The following is a 16,056-nucleotide window of genomic DNA, read 5'->3' as shown; positions in this document are numbered from 1 at the left end:
CTATGAAGAAAAGGTTAACAATCATGTTAGTGAGTAGTATGGTACTCACTGGAATGGCGACATTTGAAGGCATAACAAATAGAGATATGACTGAACCTGATAATCATTTTTGGTCATTTAATCCTATGAAATATAACCCCTATACTAAAGGACAATGTACAAATTATGTTTTTGACAAAATGCGTGCCCATGGCAAACAAATCGGAGTGAGTTGGAATGATGCCAAGTATTGGTCCTCCCATGCTCAAAAGGATGGATATCGCGTAAATTCAATACCTAAAGTAGGAAGTATCATGCAATCTACCAAAGGAAAATATGGCCACGTTGCATATATAGAGAAAAAGTATAAAGATGGTTCCATAGAAGTCAGCGAGATGAATTATCGTAAACCATATGAAGTTACAAAAAGAACCATTTTTCGAAATGAAATCAAGGATTATCAATATATTCATCCTAAAAATAATGCACACGTATAAAAGTGAAATGAGCTGATATTGCGCGTATGGTTAAAAAATGTCATATCTAACAGTTATATTATCTTTGAAAATATAAAATGCGTTTTAGTGTGCCCGTATGTTTGAAGTGAATCAATAAAAGATTCTACTTCTTGCATATGCTTAAAACGTACTTTAAACATAAAACAACTATCACCCGAAACTCTATAACAACAGGCTACATTGTTTTGCTGAGCGATAAAGGTTTTAAAATCTTGGTATAAGTTATTTTTTATAATTATTTCAATAATGACGTCTATATTATATCCCAAAATAGTATAGTCTATGTCAATCGTATAGCGTTTGATAACGCCAATATCTTTCAATTTATTTATTCTATCTCTAACAGAAGGTGTAGAAAGATTTACATTTTTACCAATACTTTCTAATGATATTTTACTATTTTCTTTTAATTGTTGGATAATTTTTCTGTTTGTTAAGTCCATAGATGAAAACTCCTTTATTTTAGTAAATATAATATTAAAACACCTCATATAACGCATTCAACTTTCCTTATGTATACAATAAAATGATTATAGATAAGGAGAGTGAATTATGACTATTATACAGCCATCTTTACACGGAGAAACGTCATTTCAAAGATTATTAGGTTATAATGAAGAGGTAATGAAAAACTGGCGTGATTTGAGCGACATATTAGAATGTGATGGTGCACTATCAAGCGAGTTAAAAGAAGAGATAAGACGTATGTTAGCACAACAAAATGGATGCTTGTATTGTAAGGCTAAAGGGAAACCTAAAGTCATCTTAAAGATAATAAATCAGCAGTTTGCATAGGCTTTACAGATGTATTTTTAAAATTAAAAACAGATATTCCAAATTATATCATAAAGGTATTACAAGATAATTTAACTGATAATGAAATAAGTGAACTGCTTGCCTTTATTACATTTACCACTAGTCAACAATATTTCGGTGCATTGATGAAGCTGTCACCAAATGACGATAAAATATAAACATAGCTATTAAAAATGTTTTATTATGATCTCAATATTTGAATCTGGCAATCACGAAATGAAAGATTTACACTTTATCATCGAGTAAATATCATGATAAAGTGTAAAGTATTAATGGATTTTGATAAGAACAGGTTTATTTTAGCCATAATTTTACTGTTATTGAAACTGTAACTTTTTTTATAAGTTTGATTAGGATATAATGAAAGTTGTTGTAAAACGACTGAGAGTATAATAGGAGGTACAGACATGAAACGTCAGTACTACATTGGTATTTCTTTATTCATAACAATCGTTATATTAATATTAGATCAAATTACAAAATTTATTGTTGCTAGTTCAATGAAAGTTGGAGACTCCTACGAAGTTATACCCAACTTTTTAAATATTACATCTCACAGAAATAATGGTGCAGCTTGGGGTATTTTAAGTGGTAAAATGGGCTTCTTCTATATTATTACTATCATTATACTTGTGGTACTTATTGTTTTTTATATTAAAGAGGCAAAACAACATTTACTAATGCAAATTGCTATTAGTTTGTTATTTGCAGGTGCTTTAGGAAACTTTATTGATCGTGTATTACATGGTGAAGTTGTAGATTTTGTGGATACATATATATTTGGATACAATTTCCCAATATTCAATGTAGCAGACGCCAGTTTGACGATAGGTGTTTTGTTGATTATTATCGCTTTGTTAACAGATATGAAGAAAGTAGAATAGGAGAGATTTTGCATGGAAACACATGAGTTTAAAATAGAAAATCCAGAAGAAACAGGGCAGCGCATCGACAAATTACTACCAGAATACAATTCAGATTGGTCGCGTACGCAAATTCAAGACTTAATCAAAGAGTCACTTGTGAAAGTGAATGATAAATTGGTTAAATCAAATTATAAAACTAAGCTTAATGACCATATTGTTGTAACGGAAAAAGAAATTGTTGAAGCTGATATTAACCCTGAGAATTTAAATTTAGATATATACTATGAAGATGATGATGTTGCAATTGTGTATAAGCCTAAAGGTATGGTAGTTCATCCTTCTGCAGGACATTATACTGGCACGCTTGTTAATGGTTTAATGTATCAAATGAAGGATCTATCGGGTATTAATGGCGAGATTCGTCCGGGCATCGTACACAGAATTGATAAAGATACATCTGGCTTGTTAATGGTTGCTAAAAATGATATCGCGCATCGCAGTTTAGTTGACCAATTGGTGAATAAAACAGTGACACGTAAATATGTGGCACTTGTTCACGGTAATATCCCACATGATTATGGCACAGTTGATGCGCCAATTGGAAGAAATAAAATTGATAGACAATCGATGGATGTTGTCGATGACGGTAAAGATGCGATCACACACTTTAATGTCCTAGAACATTTTAATAAATATACACTGATAGAATGTCAATTAGAGACTGGCCGTACACACCAAATACGTGTCCATATGAAATATATTGGTTATCCCTTAGTAGGTGATCCAAAGTATGGTCCGAAAAAAACATTGGATATAGGTGGTCAAGCGTTACATGCAGAAGTGATTGGTTTCGAACATCCAGTAACGCATGAATATATTGAGAAATCAGCAGCATTACCTGATGATTTTGAACAGTTATTGTCAGATATACGTAAAAGTGATAGTTAAAAGTTAGCAATACAAAGCACAAGTATTCATGCTAGATGTTATGCTTCGTAAGATAATTTGGCTTGGGTATTAATAGCTTATATAATTTGAAAGTGACGGTGTCTACTATACTTCAGTAGATACCGTCATTTTCTTTTGTATATATTAGACGATATTTAATATGACGTCTTGAATCATTGAATGTGTACGCATGATAAAGATGAAGACAAATGTATATACATAAATAATATTTTAAGAATGTTATATAAATATAGCTTGAGTTATGGAAGCAGCAGTTGTTACCTAAATACACTTGCAAGTTTAGTCTATTCGTGATAATATTATGACAGTTTAATAAAGCGAACGTACGTCTTTAAATGAAAGTCCAGAGAGGCTTCAAAGACATGACTTTAATTAAGGTATACAAACATATGATTTGTGAAAACAAATTAATACTATTGTAGCTATAATAGTTAGCACAGTGGGAGACATAAATATAAACATATTTATGTAAGAGAAATCATCTAAGTAAAGCAAGATATGTCTCTTAATTGTTTGTGATATCCTTATAGATAAACCTCATGTCTGAATAAAGGCATGGGGTTTTCTTTATATCCTAAACATTATCGCATTAATATTTTATTGATTAAACAAATTAAGGTAGGTGCCTAAAATGTCAGAACGCGTTATTATGGATGAAGCGGCTATACAGAGAACGGTGACACGTATTGCACACGAAATTTTAGAATATAATAAAGGTACTGATAATTTAATATTGTTAGGCATTAAGACGCGTGGAGCTTTTTTAGCAAGACGTCTCCAGCAAAAGATTGAAAGTATCGAAGAAAAAGTAGTGCCTACGGGGACAATCGATATTACCCAATTTAGAGATGATTTAGAACAAACATCCAATCATAGCAACGAAAAAACATATGAGATAGATGTAAATATCACAAATCAAGTCGTCATAATTATTGATGATGTTTTATATACAGGAAGAACGGTCAGAGCATCATTAGACGCGGTACTCCAATATGCTAGACCTAAAAAAATAGGCTTAGCAACATTAGTTGATCGAGGCCACAGAGAATTACCAATACGTGCAGACTTTGTAGGAAAGAATATTCCGACTGCAAGGGAAGAAGCTGTTTCGGTATTTCTTGATGAAATCGATTCAAGAAATGCAGTAGTAATTGAATAGCGCCTTTTAATTCAGTACGAGAGACTGAGAAAGGGAAGAGGTTTGGAATGATGTAACTTATGACTACGCACATACCTAGATAGCTTTATAGTCAATGATCATTGATGGTATAACAGTTATAATAAACCTCTTCATATTATCTTAATTTATTGAACCATGGTTGAATCATGTTGTGGATGAATCAATCTAAAGTTTAAAAATAAGATAGTGTATACTTTTTGAGTCTCTTTACATGAATACAATGTAAAGAGATTTTTTTATGAAGGGAAGCGTAAAACATGGAAAATGAAACAATGTTCGAACGGACAGTCAAACCAGTATTAGATGTGCAAGATAGACCTAAATTTGGCCAATGGGCATTTTTAAGTACGCAACACTTATTTGCGATGTTTGGGTCTACAGTACTGGTACCATTTTTAACAGGATTGCCGATATCATCTGCATTACTAGCATCAGGTATAGGAACATTGTTATATATATTAATTACAAAAGCTAAAATACCAGCTTACTTAGGTTCGAGTTTCGCGTTTATTACACCCATTATTACTGGCTTAAATTCTCACAGTTTGGGTGACATGCTAATGGCACTTTTCATGAGTGGTGTAATGTATGTACTCATTGGGCTAGCTATAAGAATCAGTGGAACAAACTGGTTGATGCAGCTGTTACCTCCTGTAGTTGTTGGTCCAGTAATTATGGTTATTGGTTTGAGTTTAGCACCAACAGCTATAAACATGGCAATGTTTGAAAATGCTTCAGATATGAAAGGCTATAATTTGAGTTATCTAGCCGTAGCTATGATTACTTTACTTGTCACAATAGTTGTACAAGGATTCTTTAAAGGGTTCTTATCTTTAATACCAGTATTAATCGGTATTGTAACGGGCTATGTCCTTTCAATGTTTATGGGCTTGGTCAACTTTGCACCGATTATAAAAGCAAAATGGTTACAATTGCCGGAAGTGTATATTCCTTTTAAAGACTATACACCCTCGTTTCACTTAGGATTGATTCTTGTATTGATACCTATTGTATTTGTTACTGTGAGTGAGCATATTGGCCACCAAATGGTCATAAATAAAATTGTAGGAAGAAATTTTTTCAAGGATCCTGGATTAGATAAATCTATTATAGGTGATGGTGTGTCTACTATGTTTGCAAGTATTATTGGTGGGCCACCAAGTACAACATATGGTGAAAACATCGGTGTCTTAGCAATCACAAAAATTTATAGTGTTTATGTTATCGGTGGTGCTGCCGTGATTGCAATTATCTTAGGATTTGTAGGGAAATTCACAGCACTTGTATCATCAATACCTACACCTGTAATGGGCGGTGTATCTATATTACTTTTTGGTATCATTGCGACAAGTGGCTTAAGAATGCTTGTTGAGAGCGAAGTAGATTTTGCTAGTAATCGTAACTTAGTTATTGCATCAGTCATACTTGTAATTGGTATTGGAAACTTGGTTTTCAACTTAAATGGTGTAGGTGTCAAACTCGAAATAGAAGGTATGGCACTTGCGGCGTTAGCAGGAATTATATTAAATCTGATATTACCGAAAGAAGCAGTAGCGACTAAATAAGTGAAGATTGTATTATGAGGAGGCTGAACATGGATAATTTACTTTCAATGGAACATCTATCTACAAACGAAATTCATGAGTTAATTCAACGCGCAAGCGCTATAAAAAAAGGTGATCTAAAGCCTCAACGTTATGAAGATAAATTCGTAGCAAATTTATTTTTTGAAAATTCTACTCGCACTAAAAGTAGTTTCTTAGTAGCCGAACAAAAATTAGGATTAAAATTAATTGATTTTGAGACTAATACATCTTCAGTTCAAAAGGGTGAGTCATTATATGACACTTGCAAGACTTTAGAGCAGGTTGGCGCAGATGTTCTTGTGATTAGACATTCACAAACTACATATTACGATGAATTAAAATCACTTAATATCCCAATTATTAACGGGGGAGATGGCAGCGGCCAACATCCTACCCAAAGTTTATTAGACATTATGACGATATATGAAGAATATCAGTCATTTGAAGGCCTCAATATCTTGATTTGTGGAGATATTAAAAATTCTCGCGTCGCTAGAAGTAACTTTCAGAGTTTATCTGCACTTGGGGCAAACGTCATGTTTTCTAGTCCTGAAGCGTGGAAGGATTATTCACTTGATGCACCTTATGTTGACATTGATACAGTTATAGATCATGTAGATATTGTTATGTTATTGAGGGTGCAACATGAAAGACATGATAATGGAGAGACTACAAGCTTTGAAGCAAATAACTATCATGAACAATTTGGGTTAACACAAGCAAGGTATAATAAATTACACAATCAAGCAATCGTAATGCATCCAGCTCCAGTCAATAGAGGTGTAGAGATTGATCACTCACTTGTAGAAGCATCAAAATCTCGCATTTTCAAGCAAATGGAAAATGGCATGTACTTACGAATGGCTGTTATAGATTATATATTACAAACAAAAGGGGCAGAAACTAATGAAGTTATTAAATAATGCTAAGATCTTACAAAATGGAGAATTTAAAGACGTTTCAATTTTAATCGAAGGGCAACATATAAAAAAAATCGCGCCACAAATTGAAATTGACCCATCGATAGAAGTTATAGATGTTAAAGGTCAATTTGTAGCGCCAGGTTTAGTCGATGTGCACGTACATTTACGTGAACCGGGTGGGGAACACAAAGAAACGATAGAAACAGGTACTAAAGCAGCGGCTAGAGGTGGGTTTACGACGGTATGTCCAATGCCTAATACACGTCCAGTACCTGATTCAGAAGAGAATTTAAAACACTTAAATCAATTAATAGAAGAAAATGCACAAGTAAGAGTTTTACCGTATGCTGCCATCACAGTAAGACAAGCCGGTCAAACACATGTAGATTTCGAAGCACTTGCACAAAATGGTGCATTTGCCTTTACTGATGATGGTGTAGGAGTTCAACAAGCTAATATGATGTATGAAGCAATGCAAGCGGCAGCAAAAGTTAATAAAGCTGTTGTAGCGCACTGTGAAGACAATAGCTTAATTTATGGTGGCGCTATGCATGAAGGCCAACGCAGTCAAGCATTGGGCATACCTGGTATTCCTAATATTTGTGAAGCAGTTCAAATCGCGCGTGATGTGCTTTTAGCTGAAGCGGCAGGTGCACATTATCATGTGTGCCACGTATCTACGAAAGAAAGTGTCAGAGCGATTCGTGATGCTAAGAAAGCGGGTATTAAAGTTACTGCAGAAGTAACCCCACACCATCTGTTATTAACAGAAGATGATGTACCAGGTGATGATGCAATATACAAAATGAATCCCCCATTAAGAAGTAAAGAAGATAGAGATGCATTATTAGAAGGTTTATTAGATGGCACAATTGATTGTATCGCAACGGATCATGCACCGCATGCTGCTGAAGAAAAAGCACAACCTATGACGAAGGCACCATTTGGCATTGTTGGTAGTGAAACAGCATTCCCATTATTATATACACACTTCGTTAAAAATGGAGATTGGTCATTACAACAACTTGTTGATTATTTAACAATTAAACCAGCGCAAACGTTTGATTTACCTTATGGTAGGTTAGAAGAAGGTGGTTTAGCAGATTTAACAGTTATCAATCTAGATGAAGAAAGTGAAATCAAGGCAGAAGACTTTGCATCTAAAGGTAGTAATACACCATTTATTGGATACAAAGTTTATGGAACTCCAGTATTAACATTAGTTGAAGGTGAAGTTAAATTTAAGGAGGAAAAATAATGTTGCAGAAACGCTATCTAGTTTTAGAAGACGGAACATATTATGAAGGTTACCCATTGGGTTCAGATAAATTAACAGTGGGAGAAATTGTATTCAATACAGCAATGACAGGTTATCAAGAGACGATATCTGATCCATCATACACTGGTCAAATTATCACATTTACTTATCCATTAATTGGGAATTATGGTATTAATAGAGACGATTTTGAGTCACTTGTACCTACATTGAACGGTGTAGTTGTAAAAGAAGCGAGTGCACATCCTAGTAATTTCAGACAACAAAAAACATTGCATGAAGTATTAGTAGAGTATGATGTTCCGGGTATTTCTGGCGTTGATACACGCAGTATCACGCGTAAAATCAGAAATTTTGGCGTTTTAAAAGCAGCATTTACAGATGATAAAGCAAGTATTACTCAAATCGTTGAGCAATTAAAATCTACAGAATTACCACGTAATGAGGTGTCAACGGTATCGACGAAATCACCATATGTATCTTCAGGTTATGATTTGAGTGTTGTGTTAGTGGATTTTGGTAAAAAACAAAATATTGTTAGAGAGTTGAATACGCGTGGTTGTAATGTGACTGTTGTACCATATGATACTTCTGCAGAAGCTATTATAAGAATGTCCCCAGATGGTGTCATGTTGTCAAATGGCCCTGGAGATCCTGAAGAAGTTCAAGTTGCTGTTGAAATGATTAAAGGCATCTTAGGACACATTCCATTCTTTGGTATTTGCTTAGGTCATCAATTATTCGCATTATCGCAAGGTGCTACATCATTTAAAATGAAATTTGGACATAGAGGGGCCAACCACCCAGTTAAAGATTTAAAAACTGGAAAAATAGCACTTACTAGTCAGAATCATGGTTACGCAATAGATAAAGATTCATTAATTGATACAGAACTAGAAGTGACACATATAGCTATTAATGATGGTACGGTCGAAGGTTTAAGACACAAAACATTACCAGCATTTTCAGTTCAATATCACCCTGAAGCATGTCCAGGACCATCAGATTCAAATTATTTATTTGATGAATTTATTCAAATGATGAATGACCATAAAGCAAAGGAGCGTATCACAAATGCCTAAACGTAATGATATCAAAACAATTCTAGTTATTGGATCAGGACCTATTATTATTGGTCAAGCAGCAGAATTTGACTATGCAGGTACACAAGCTTGTCTCGCCTTAAAAGAAGAAGGCTATCGCGTTATATTAGTGAACTCAAATCCAGCTACAATTATGACGGATACTGAAATTGCAGATAAAGTATACATTGAACCTTTAACACATGATTTTATTGCTCGAATTATACGTAAAGAGCAGCCCGATGCACTGTTACCAACATTAGGTGGTCAAACAGGTTTGAATATGGCGATTCAATTACATGATAGTGGTGTACTTGAAGCAAATAATGTGCAACTTTTAGGTACGAAGTTAGAATCTATTCAGCAAGCTGAAGATAGAGAGTTATTCAGAACACTCATGAATGATTTAGAAGTAGCTGTACCAGAGAGTGATATTGTTAATACTGTTGAACAAGCATTTAATTTTAAAGAGCAAGTGGGATACCCACTTATCGTTAGACCCGCATTTACAATGGGAGGTACTGGCGGAGGTATCTGTCATAACGATAAAGAGTTAAAAGAGATTGTTTCTAATGGGTTACATTATAGTCCAGCGACACAATGTTTAATTGAGAAATCAATTGCAGGTTTTAAAGAAATAGAATATGAAGTAATGAGAGATAAAAATGATAATGCAATTGTAGTATGTAATATGGAAAACATTGATCCTGTAGGTATCCATACAGGTGATTCAATTGTTGTAGCACCTAGCCAGACATTATCAGATGTGGAATACCAAATGTTACGTGATGTATCATTAAAAGTCATTCGTGCATTGGGCATAGAAGGCGGTTGTAACGTTCAATTAGCATTAGATCCACATTCTATGGATTATTACATTATTGAAGTAAATCCTCGTGTTTCTCGCTCATCAGCATTGGCGTCTAAAGCGACAGGATATCCAATTGCTAAATTAGCAGCTAAAATTGCAGTAGGTTTAACGCTAGATGAAATGTTAAATCCAATCACAGGAACTTCTTATGCAGCATTTGAACCTGCGTTAGATTATGTCATCTCTAAAATCCCACGTTTTCCATTTGATAAATTTGGCAAAGGCGAACGTGTTTTAGGGACTCAAATGAAAGCTACTGGAGAAGTTATGGCAATAGGTAGAACATATGAAGAATCATTGCTAAAAGCAATACGTTCATTAGAGTATGGTGTACACCACCTTGGATTGCCTAACGGAGAAACATTCGATTTAGACTACATTAAAGCGCGTATTAGTGATCAAGATGATGAACGTTTATTTTTTATAGGTGAAGCAATTCGTCGAGGTACAACCCTAGAAGAAATTCATGAAATGACAAAAATTGATTACTTCTTCTTAAATAAATTCCAACATATCATCAATATTGAACATAATTTAAAAGCGAATAAAGGAGATATAGATTATCTTAAATTTGCAAAAGATTACGGCTTTAGTGATCGTGTTATTGCACATCGCTTTGATATGTCAGAAGAAGCAGTGTATGCATTAAGACAAGAACATGGGATTACACCAGTGTATAAAATGGTAGATACTTGTGCGGCAGAATTTGAATCTGCAACACCTTACTATTATGGGACATATGAACAAGAAAATGAATCTATCGTTACAGATAAAGAGAAGATATTAGTGCTTGGTTCTGGACCAATCCGTATCGGACAGGGCGTAGAGTTTGACTATGCAACTGTTCATGCAGTGTGGGCGATTCAACAAGCGGGTTATGAAGCAATCATTGTGAATAACAATCCTGAAACAGTATCAACTGATTTCTCAATTTCGGATAAGCTGTATTTTGAACCGCTTACTGAAGAAGATGTTATGAATATCATTGATTTAGAGCAACCTAAAGGTGTAGTTGTACAGTTTGGTGGACAAACTGCAATTAATTTAGCAGATAAACTTGAAAAACATGATGTTAAAATTTTAGGTACTTCATTAGAAGACTTAAATCGTGCTGAGGACCGTAAAGAGTTTGAGGCATTACTACACACGATTGATGTGCCACAACCTAATGGGAAAACAGCAACATCACCTGAAGAAGCCCTTGAAAATGCCAGAAATATTGGGTATCCAGTAGTTGTAAGACCTTCATACGTTTTAGGCGGTCGTGCAATGGAAATCGTTAATAGTGATTCAGAATTAGAAAACTATATGAACGAAGCAGTAAAAGCAAGTCCGGATCATCCAGTACTGATAGATAGATATTTAACTGGAAAAGAAATTGAAGTAGATGCAATCTCTGATGGTGAAACAGTCATCATTCCTGGCATCATGGAGCACATTGAAAGAGCCGGCGTGCATTCAGGTGACTCTATTGCAGTATATCCACCCCAAACATTAACGCAAGCAGAGATGGATACACTCGAAGATTTTACGATTCGATTAGCAAAAGGATTAAACATCATAGGATTAATCAATATTCAATTTGTAATTGCGCATGACGGCGTCTATGTACTTGAAGTGAATCCACGCTCAAGTCGTACCGTACCGTTTTTAAGCAAAATAACAAATATTCAAATGGCTCAACTAGCAATGCGAGCTATTATAGGTGAAAAACTACTTGATTTAGGATATAAAGCTGGTATTCAACCATATACTGAAGGCGTCTTTGTTAAAGCTCCAGTCTTTAGCTTTAATAAATTAAAAAATGTTGATATTACGCTTGGACCTGAAATGAAATCTACAGGTGAAGTGATGGGTAAAGATTTAACTTTAGAAAAAGCATTATTCAAAGGGCTTACTGCAAGTGGTATGGAAGTTAAAGACCACGGTACAGTATTAATGACAGTAAGTGATAAAGATAAAGATGAAGTGGTTAATATTGCGAGCCGTTTAAATGAAGTAGGTTACAAAATACTTGCAACTGAAGGCACAGCAAATAAATTAGCAGAACAGAATATTCCAGCTGAAGTCGTTGGTAAAATCGGTTACGAAGATGATTTGCTTACACGTATACAAAATGGAGAAGTACAAATCGTAATTAATACAATGACTAAAGGTAAAGAATTTGAACGTGATGGTTTCCAAATCAGACGTTCCTCAGTTGAAAATGGCGTACCTTGTCTGACATCTTTAGATACAGCTAATGCGTTGACAAATGTCATTGAAAGTATGACATTTACAATGAAAAATATGTAAAAATCAAATAATTAAGGCAAAGTGATAGTGTTCGATCAACTATTATTTTGTCTTAATTCAACTATTGAAAGTTATTAAATATGAGGTGTAGCATAAATTATGAATACTTTACCCATTATTGCCTTAGACTTTGATTCTTCTGAAGCAGTACATACGTTTTTAGATCAATTCGATGAACCACTGTTTGTAAAAATAGGAATGGAGCTCTTTTACCAAACTGGACCTGATTTAATTGCCTCTATTAAGGCGCGTGGTCACGATATATTCTTGGATTTGAAATTACACGATATTCCTAATACCGTTGGAAAAGCGATGGAAGGATTAAGCAAATTAAATGTTGATTTAGTAAATGTTCATGCAGCAGGTGGAACAGATATGATGAAACGTGCAGTTGAAGGCATTCGTAAATATAATGACAACATTCAAATTATTGCGGTTACGCAGCTCACTTCGACTACTGAAGAAGTGTTACACAACGAACAAAATATTCAAAGTTCAATTGAAGCAGCTGTGTTAAATTATGCACAATTAGCTAAGCAATCCGGATTAGATGGCGTCGTTTGTTCACCTTTAGAAACATCATTACTCACGAATGCATTAGGTTCTGAATTTTTAAAAGTTACTCCAGGTATCAGACCAGAAGGTACGAGTGCTGATGATCAAAAAAGAATAACAACGCCACAACAAGCAAAAGCATTAGGGTCAACGCATATCGTTGTTGGGCGTCCTATCACTAAGAGCGACAATCCAGTAGAAAGTTATCATAAAATTAAAGAAAGTTGGTTAAGTTAATATGGCAAAAAATATAGCAAAAGCATTATTAGACATTGAAGCAGTGTCTCTTTCACCTAATGAGCCGTTCACATGGAGTTCTGGTATTAAATCACCGATATATTGTGATAATCGAATTACATTAGGGTATCCATCCATTCGTCGTGAAATTAGAGACGGTCTTGCAGAATTAATTAAGACTAATTTTGCGGATGTTGAAGTATTATCAGGTACTGCAACAGCGGGTATTCCACACGCTGCATATGTTTCTGAATCATTAGATTTACCGATGAATTACGTGCGTTCTTCAAGTAAAAGCCATGGCAAACAAAATCAAATTGAAGGTGCACAGAGCAAAGGTAAAAAAGTAGTTGTAATTGAAGATTTAATTTCGACAGGTGGTTCTTCTATCACTGCTGTAGATGCCTTGAAAGAAGCTGGCGCAGAAGTATTAGGCGTTGTAGCTATTTTTACGTATGGCCTTAAAAAAGCGGATGAGCAATTCACAGCAGCGCAGCTTCCTTTCTACACTTTGAGTAATTATAATGAACTGATTGCTGTTGCAAAAGAAAATGGAGAAATTTCTGATAACGATATGACTACATTAGTTGATTGGAGAGATAACTTGTCATAATATAGAGTTGGAGGGGATATTATGACAAAGAACCCGAATGAAGCATATGACCATTTTGCGCATTTAAATAAATTTTTAAAAAAAGAAGACGACTATAGAGCACAACACACATATGATGAATGTAATGAATTATTATCAAAATCAGCGGATAAAAATATATATAAGAAATCAAAGTCTAGTATTAAGCAAAAGGGCCATATTTGATTTTAAACCGCTAGTTATCACTGGTGAATGAAAATAAAAAGGATGGTGAAAATGTATCAAGACATTTTCACTATCCTTTTTGTATATGCATCAGAAAAGTTGCGTAATGACCACTTCGTGTACACATTAATGATATATACTACAATTCAAGTTGAATGATAGATCAACGAATCATAATTTTTATAATAATATAACCAATGAGTAAGACGAGTGCAGCAATAAGTAATGGAATAATATAAAAAGACATAATTAATTAACCTCCCGATGGATTTATATATATTTTAACTGTAAATGTAATAAAGTGAAAGAAATTAAGAATAAACATAATAATCATAGCTGGCAAGATAGAAAGAAGTGAAGTAGCACTTGTGAAATGCAATAGCAATCAAACAGACAGAAATATGATAGATTCATAGTATTTAAAATCGTCCATCCGGAGTCCTTAATTTATTTTGTAATATTGTTTTAAGAAACAACTTAAAACAATGTAGTTGTTCATTTTTATCTAAATCGTATATAAAGATAGACTTATTTATACATAGGATTTATGACATATTTAGTTTATAATTTTAGAAATAATATGTAATTACTTTTCAAAGGCATAGGGGGCATAGATGAAATTGATACAACAATTATTTCGTAATCATACAAAAAATATTATTGTTTGTTTAATTGGGGCATTCATTAGTGCGATTGCAGTTAACTGCTTTATCCTTGGATCTAATCTCGGTGATGGGGGCACAGTAGGTATATCTCTAGCTTTAAAATATGCCTTTGGTTTTTCACCTGCGTTAACATCATTAATTATTAATACTATTGTAATCCTTGTAGGTTGGAAATTTTTAAGCAGAAGAACAGCGATTTATACATTTATATCTAATACTGCAATATCTATATTTTTGGATTTAACAGAAGGATGGCATACCGGTGTAGATAACTTTGTTGTTAATGCTACTTTTGGGGGCATATTAGTAGGTATAGGTATTGGCTTAGTCATCGCATCGGGTGGGGTTATTGGGGGAACATCCGTAGTTGCGAAGATGTTAAATAAGTATTTCGATATTAAAACCTCTCAAGGTATATTTGTATTGGATGGGCTGGTTGTACTCTCGTTTATTTTCGTACTTCCATTAACCAATGTATTATTTACAATCATCATGTTGTTTATCACAGAACGAGCAACTTCATTTATTATTGAAGGTTTTAATCCTAAAAAAGCAGTCACCATTATTTCTAGTCATAATGAAACGATAAGCGATAAAATCAATAGTTTTACTGGAAGAGGATCAACGCTCCTGAATGGTAAAGGGGGCTATGGTAAAAATGAAACCAGTATGCTTTATGTTGTAGTACCACAATCACAAGTTACAAGAGTGAAAAAATTAGTGAATGAAGAGGATGAAAATGCATTTTTAGTCATACATGATGTACGTGATGTGCTAGGTAACGGATTTATGAATTTATCATAAATAGGAGTTTGTCACGTTATTATAGTGTGAAATATAGGATAAGCACGTATAAGGTATACAGAGTTATTCGATTTTTAAGCAATGATGATTTATCCTAGTAAGTAAGACCAAGAAGGAGGATTTATTAATGGCAATACCCAAAATTACTACATTCTTGATGTTCAACGGAGAAGCGGAAGAAGCGATTCATTTATATGTCAATGTGTTTGAAGATGCAGAAATTTTAACATTGGTAAAATATAGTGAAAGTGATGATGCACCTACAGGCGCTGTCCAACATGCAATATTTAGGCTGAAAGACCAAATATTTATGGCCATAGATAACGTAAATGGTGTGGATATTGATATGAACCCTGCAATGTCTTTATATGTAACAGTTGATAGCCCGTTAGAAATGGAACGCTTATTTAGTAAACTGAAAAGTGGTGGTGCAATATTAATGCCGAAAACAGAAATGCCACCGTTTAGAGAATTCGCATGGATTCAAGATAAGTTCGGAGTGAATTTCCAATTAGCGCTACCTAATCAATAATGTTAATTTAAAATAAAAAAAGCTAGGATATATAGCGTTTTGTTGATAGTACTTAAACGCTATAGTCCTAGCTTTTTTATTATGA

The 16,056-nt window shown here is 34.1% G+C and carries 15 protein-coding genes and 1 pseudogene; 15 read left to right on the top strand and 1 reads right to left on the bottom strand.

What is annotated here, in order from left to right:
- Positions 1-2: 2 nt before the first annotated feature.
- Positions 3-476 (top strand): CHAP domain-containing protein, encoded by a 474-nt coding sequence (locus QMO72_RS08705; RefSeq protein WP_103267392.1) that lies wholly within the window; start codon positions 3-5, stop codon positions 474-476.
- 53 nt (positions 477-529) lie between these two features.
- Here the strand turns inward: QMO72_RS08705 and QMO72_RS08700 are convergent, their stop codons facing one another.
- Entirely contained in the window at positions 530-940 is a 411-nt protein-coding gene (locus QMO72_RS08700; RefSeq protein ID WP_103267391.1) for an Lrp/AsnC family transcriptional regulator, read from the bottom strand.
- Between the two features lie 109 nt (positions 941-1,049).
- Here QMO72_RS08700 and QMO72_RS08695 point away from each other — a divergent pair.
- From QMO72_RS08695 to QMO72_RS08630, 14 genes and pseudogenes are all read left to right on the top strand, one after another.
- Positions 1,050-1,471, top strand: a pseudogene (locus tag QMO72_RS08695) (carboxymuconolactone decarboxylase family protein).
- A 249-nt stretch (positions 1,472-1,720) separates the two neighbouring features.
- Positions 1,721-2,197, top strand: a complete 477-nt coding sequence (gene lspA, locus QMO72_RS08690; protein WP_046836181.1) for a signal peptidase II — start codon at positions 1,721-1,723, stop codon at positions 2,195-2,197.
- 12 nt (positions 2,198-2,209) lie between these two features.
- Positions 2,210-3,127, top strand: coding sequence for an RluA family pseudouridine synthase (locus QMO72_RS08685; RefSeq protein WP_103267390.1), 918 nt, complete (start codon positions 2,210-2,212; stop codon positions 3,125-3,127).
- Between the two features lie 652 nt (positions 3,128-3,779).
- A complete protein-coding gene (gene pyrR, locus QMO72_RS08680) occupies positions 3,780-4,307 on the top strand; it encodes a bifunctional pyr operon transcriptional regulator/uracil phosphoribosyltransferase PyrR (protein WP_046836183.1) in 528 nt (175 codons plus the stop codon).
- 278 nt (positions 4,308-4,585) lie between these two features.
- Positions 4,586-5,893, top strand: coding sequence for a uracil-xanthine permease family protein (locus tag QMO72_RS08675; protein WP_103267389.1), 1,308 nt, complete (start codon positions 4,586-4,588; stop codon positions 5,891-5,893).
- A 29-nt stretch (positions 5,894-5,922) separates the two neighbouring features.
- Positions 5,923-6,837: an aspartate carbamoyltransferase catalytic subunit gene (locus QMO72_RS08670; RefSeq protein WP_069824295.1), complete on the top strand. Its 915-nt coding sequence runs from the start codon at positions 5,923-5,925 to the stop codon at positions 6,835-6,837.
- The gene (gene pyrC, locus QMO72_RS08665; RefSeq protein ID WP_069824294.1) at positions 6,821-8,095 is read left to right on the top strand and encodes a dihydroorotase; all 1,275 of its coding nucleotides are present in this window, start codon (positions 6,821-6,823) and stop codon (positions 8,093-8,095) included. Before QMO72_RS08670 ends, pyrC begins: the two co-directional genes overlap by 17 nt.
- Positions 8,095-9,195, top strand: a complete 1,101-nt coding sequence (locus QMO72_RS08660; RefSeq protein ID WP_103267388.1) for a carbamoyl phosphate synthase small subunit — start codon at positions 8,095-8,097, stop codon at positions 9,193-9,195. Before pyrC ends, QMO72_RS08660 begins: the two co-directional genes overlap by 1 nt.
- On the top strand, positions 9,188-12,361 hold the full coding sequence (carB, locus tag QMO72_RS08655; RefSeq protein WP_103267387.1) for a carbamoyl-phosphate synthase large subunit: 3,174 nt from the start codon (positions 9,188-9,190) through the stop codon (positions 12,359-12,361). The genes QMO72_RS08660 and carB overlap by 8 nt, the downstream gene beginning before the upstream one ends.
- Positions 12,362-12,460: 99 nt before the next feature.
- Entirely contained in the window at positions 12,461-13,153 is a 693-nt protein-coding gene (gene pyrF / locus QMO72_RS08650; RefSeq protein ID WP_073504642.1) for an orotidine-5'-phosphate decarboxylase, read from the top strand.
- Between the two features lies 1 nt (position 13,154).
- Positions 13,155-13,766 carry an orotate phosphoribosyltransferase gene (pyrE, locus tag QMO72_RS08645; protein WP_069824290.1) on the top strand — a complete coding sequence of 204 codons (612 nt, stop codon included), beginning with the start codon at positions 13,155-13,157 and terminating at the stop codon, positions 13,764-13,766.
- Between the two features lie 21 nt (positions 13,767-13,787).
- Complete coding sequence (locus QMO72_RS08640; RefSeq protein ID WP_103267386.1) at positions 13,788-13,970, top strand: hypothetical protein; 183 nt, start codon at positions 13,788-13,790, stop codon at positions 13,968-13,970.
- Between the two features lie 614 nt (positions 13,971-14,584).
- On the top strand, positions 14,585-15,439 hold the full coding sequence (locus QMO72_RS08635) for a YitT family protein (protein WP_103267385.1): 855 nt from the start codon (positions 14,585-14,587) through the stop codon (positions 15,437-15,439).
- 127 nt (positions 15,440-15,566) lie between these two features.
- Entirely contained in the window at positions 15,567-15,971 is a 405-nt protein-coding gene (locus QMO72_RS08630; protein WP_103267384.1) for a VOC family protein, read from the top strand.
- Positions 15,972-16,056 lie beyond the last annotated feature (85 nt).

The sequence above is a fragment of the Staphylococcus casei genome (assembly GCF_030294405.1).
Taxonomy (GTDB): Bacteria; Bacillota; Bacilli; order Staphylococcales; family Staphylococcaceae; genus Staphylococcus; species Staphylococcus succinus.
The sequence above is the reverse complement of the archived record's forward strand: the minus strand, read 5'-3'. Positions and strand labels throughout refer to the sequence as shown.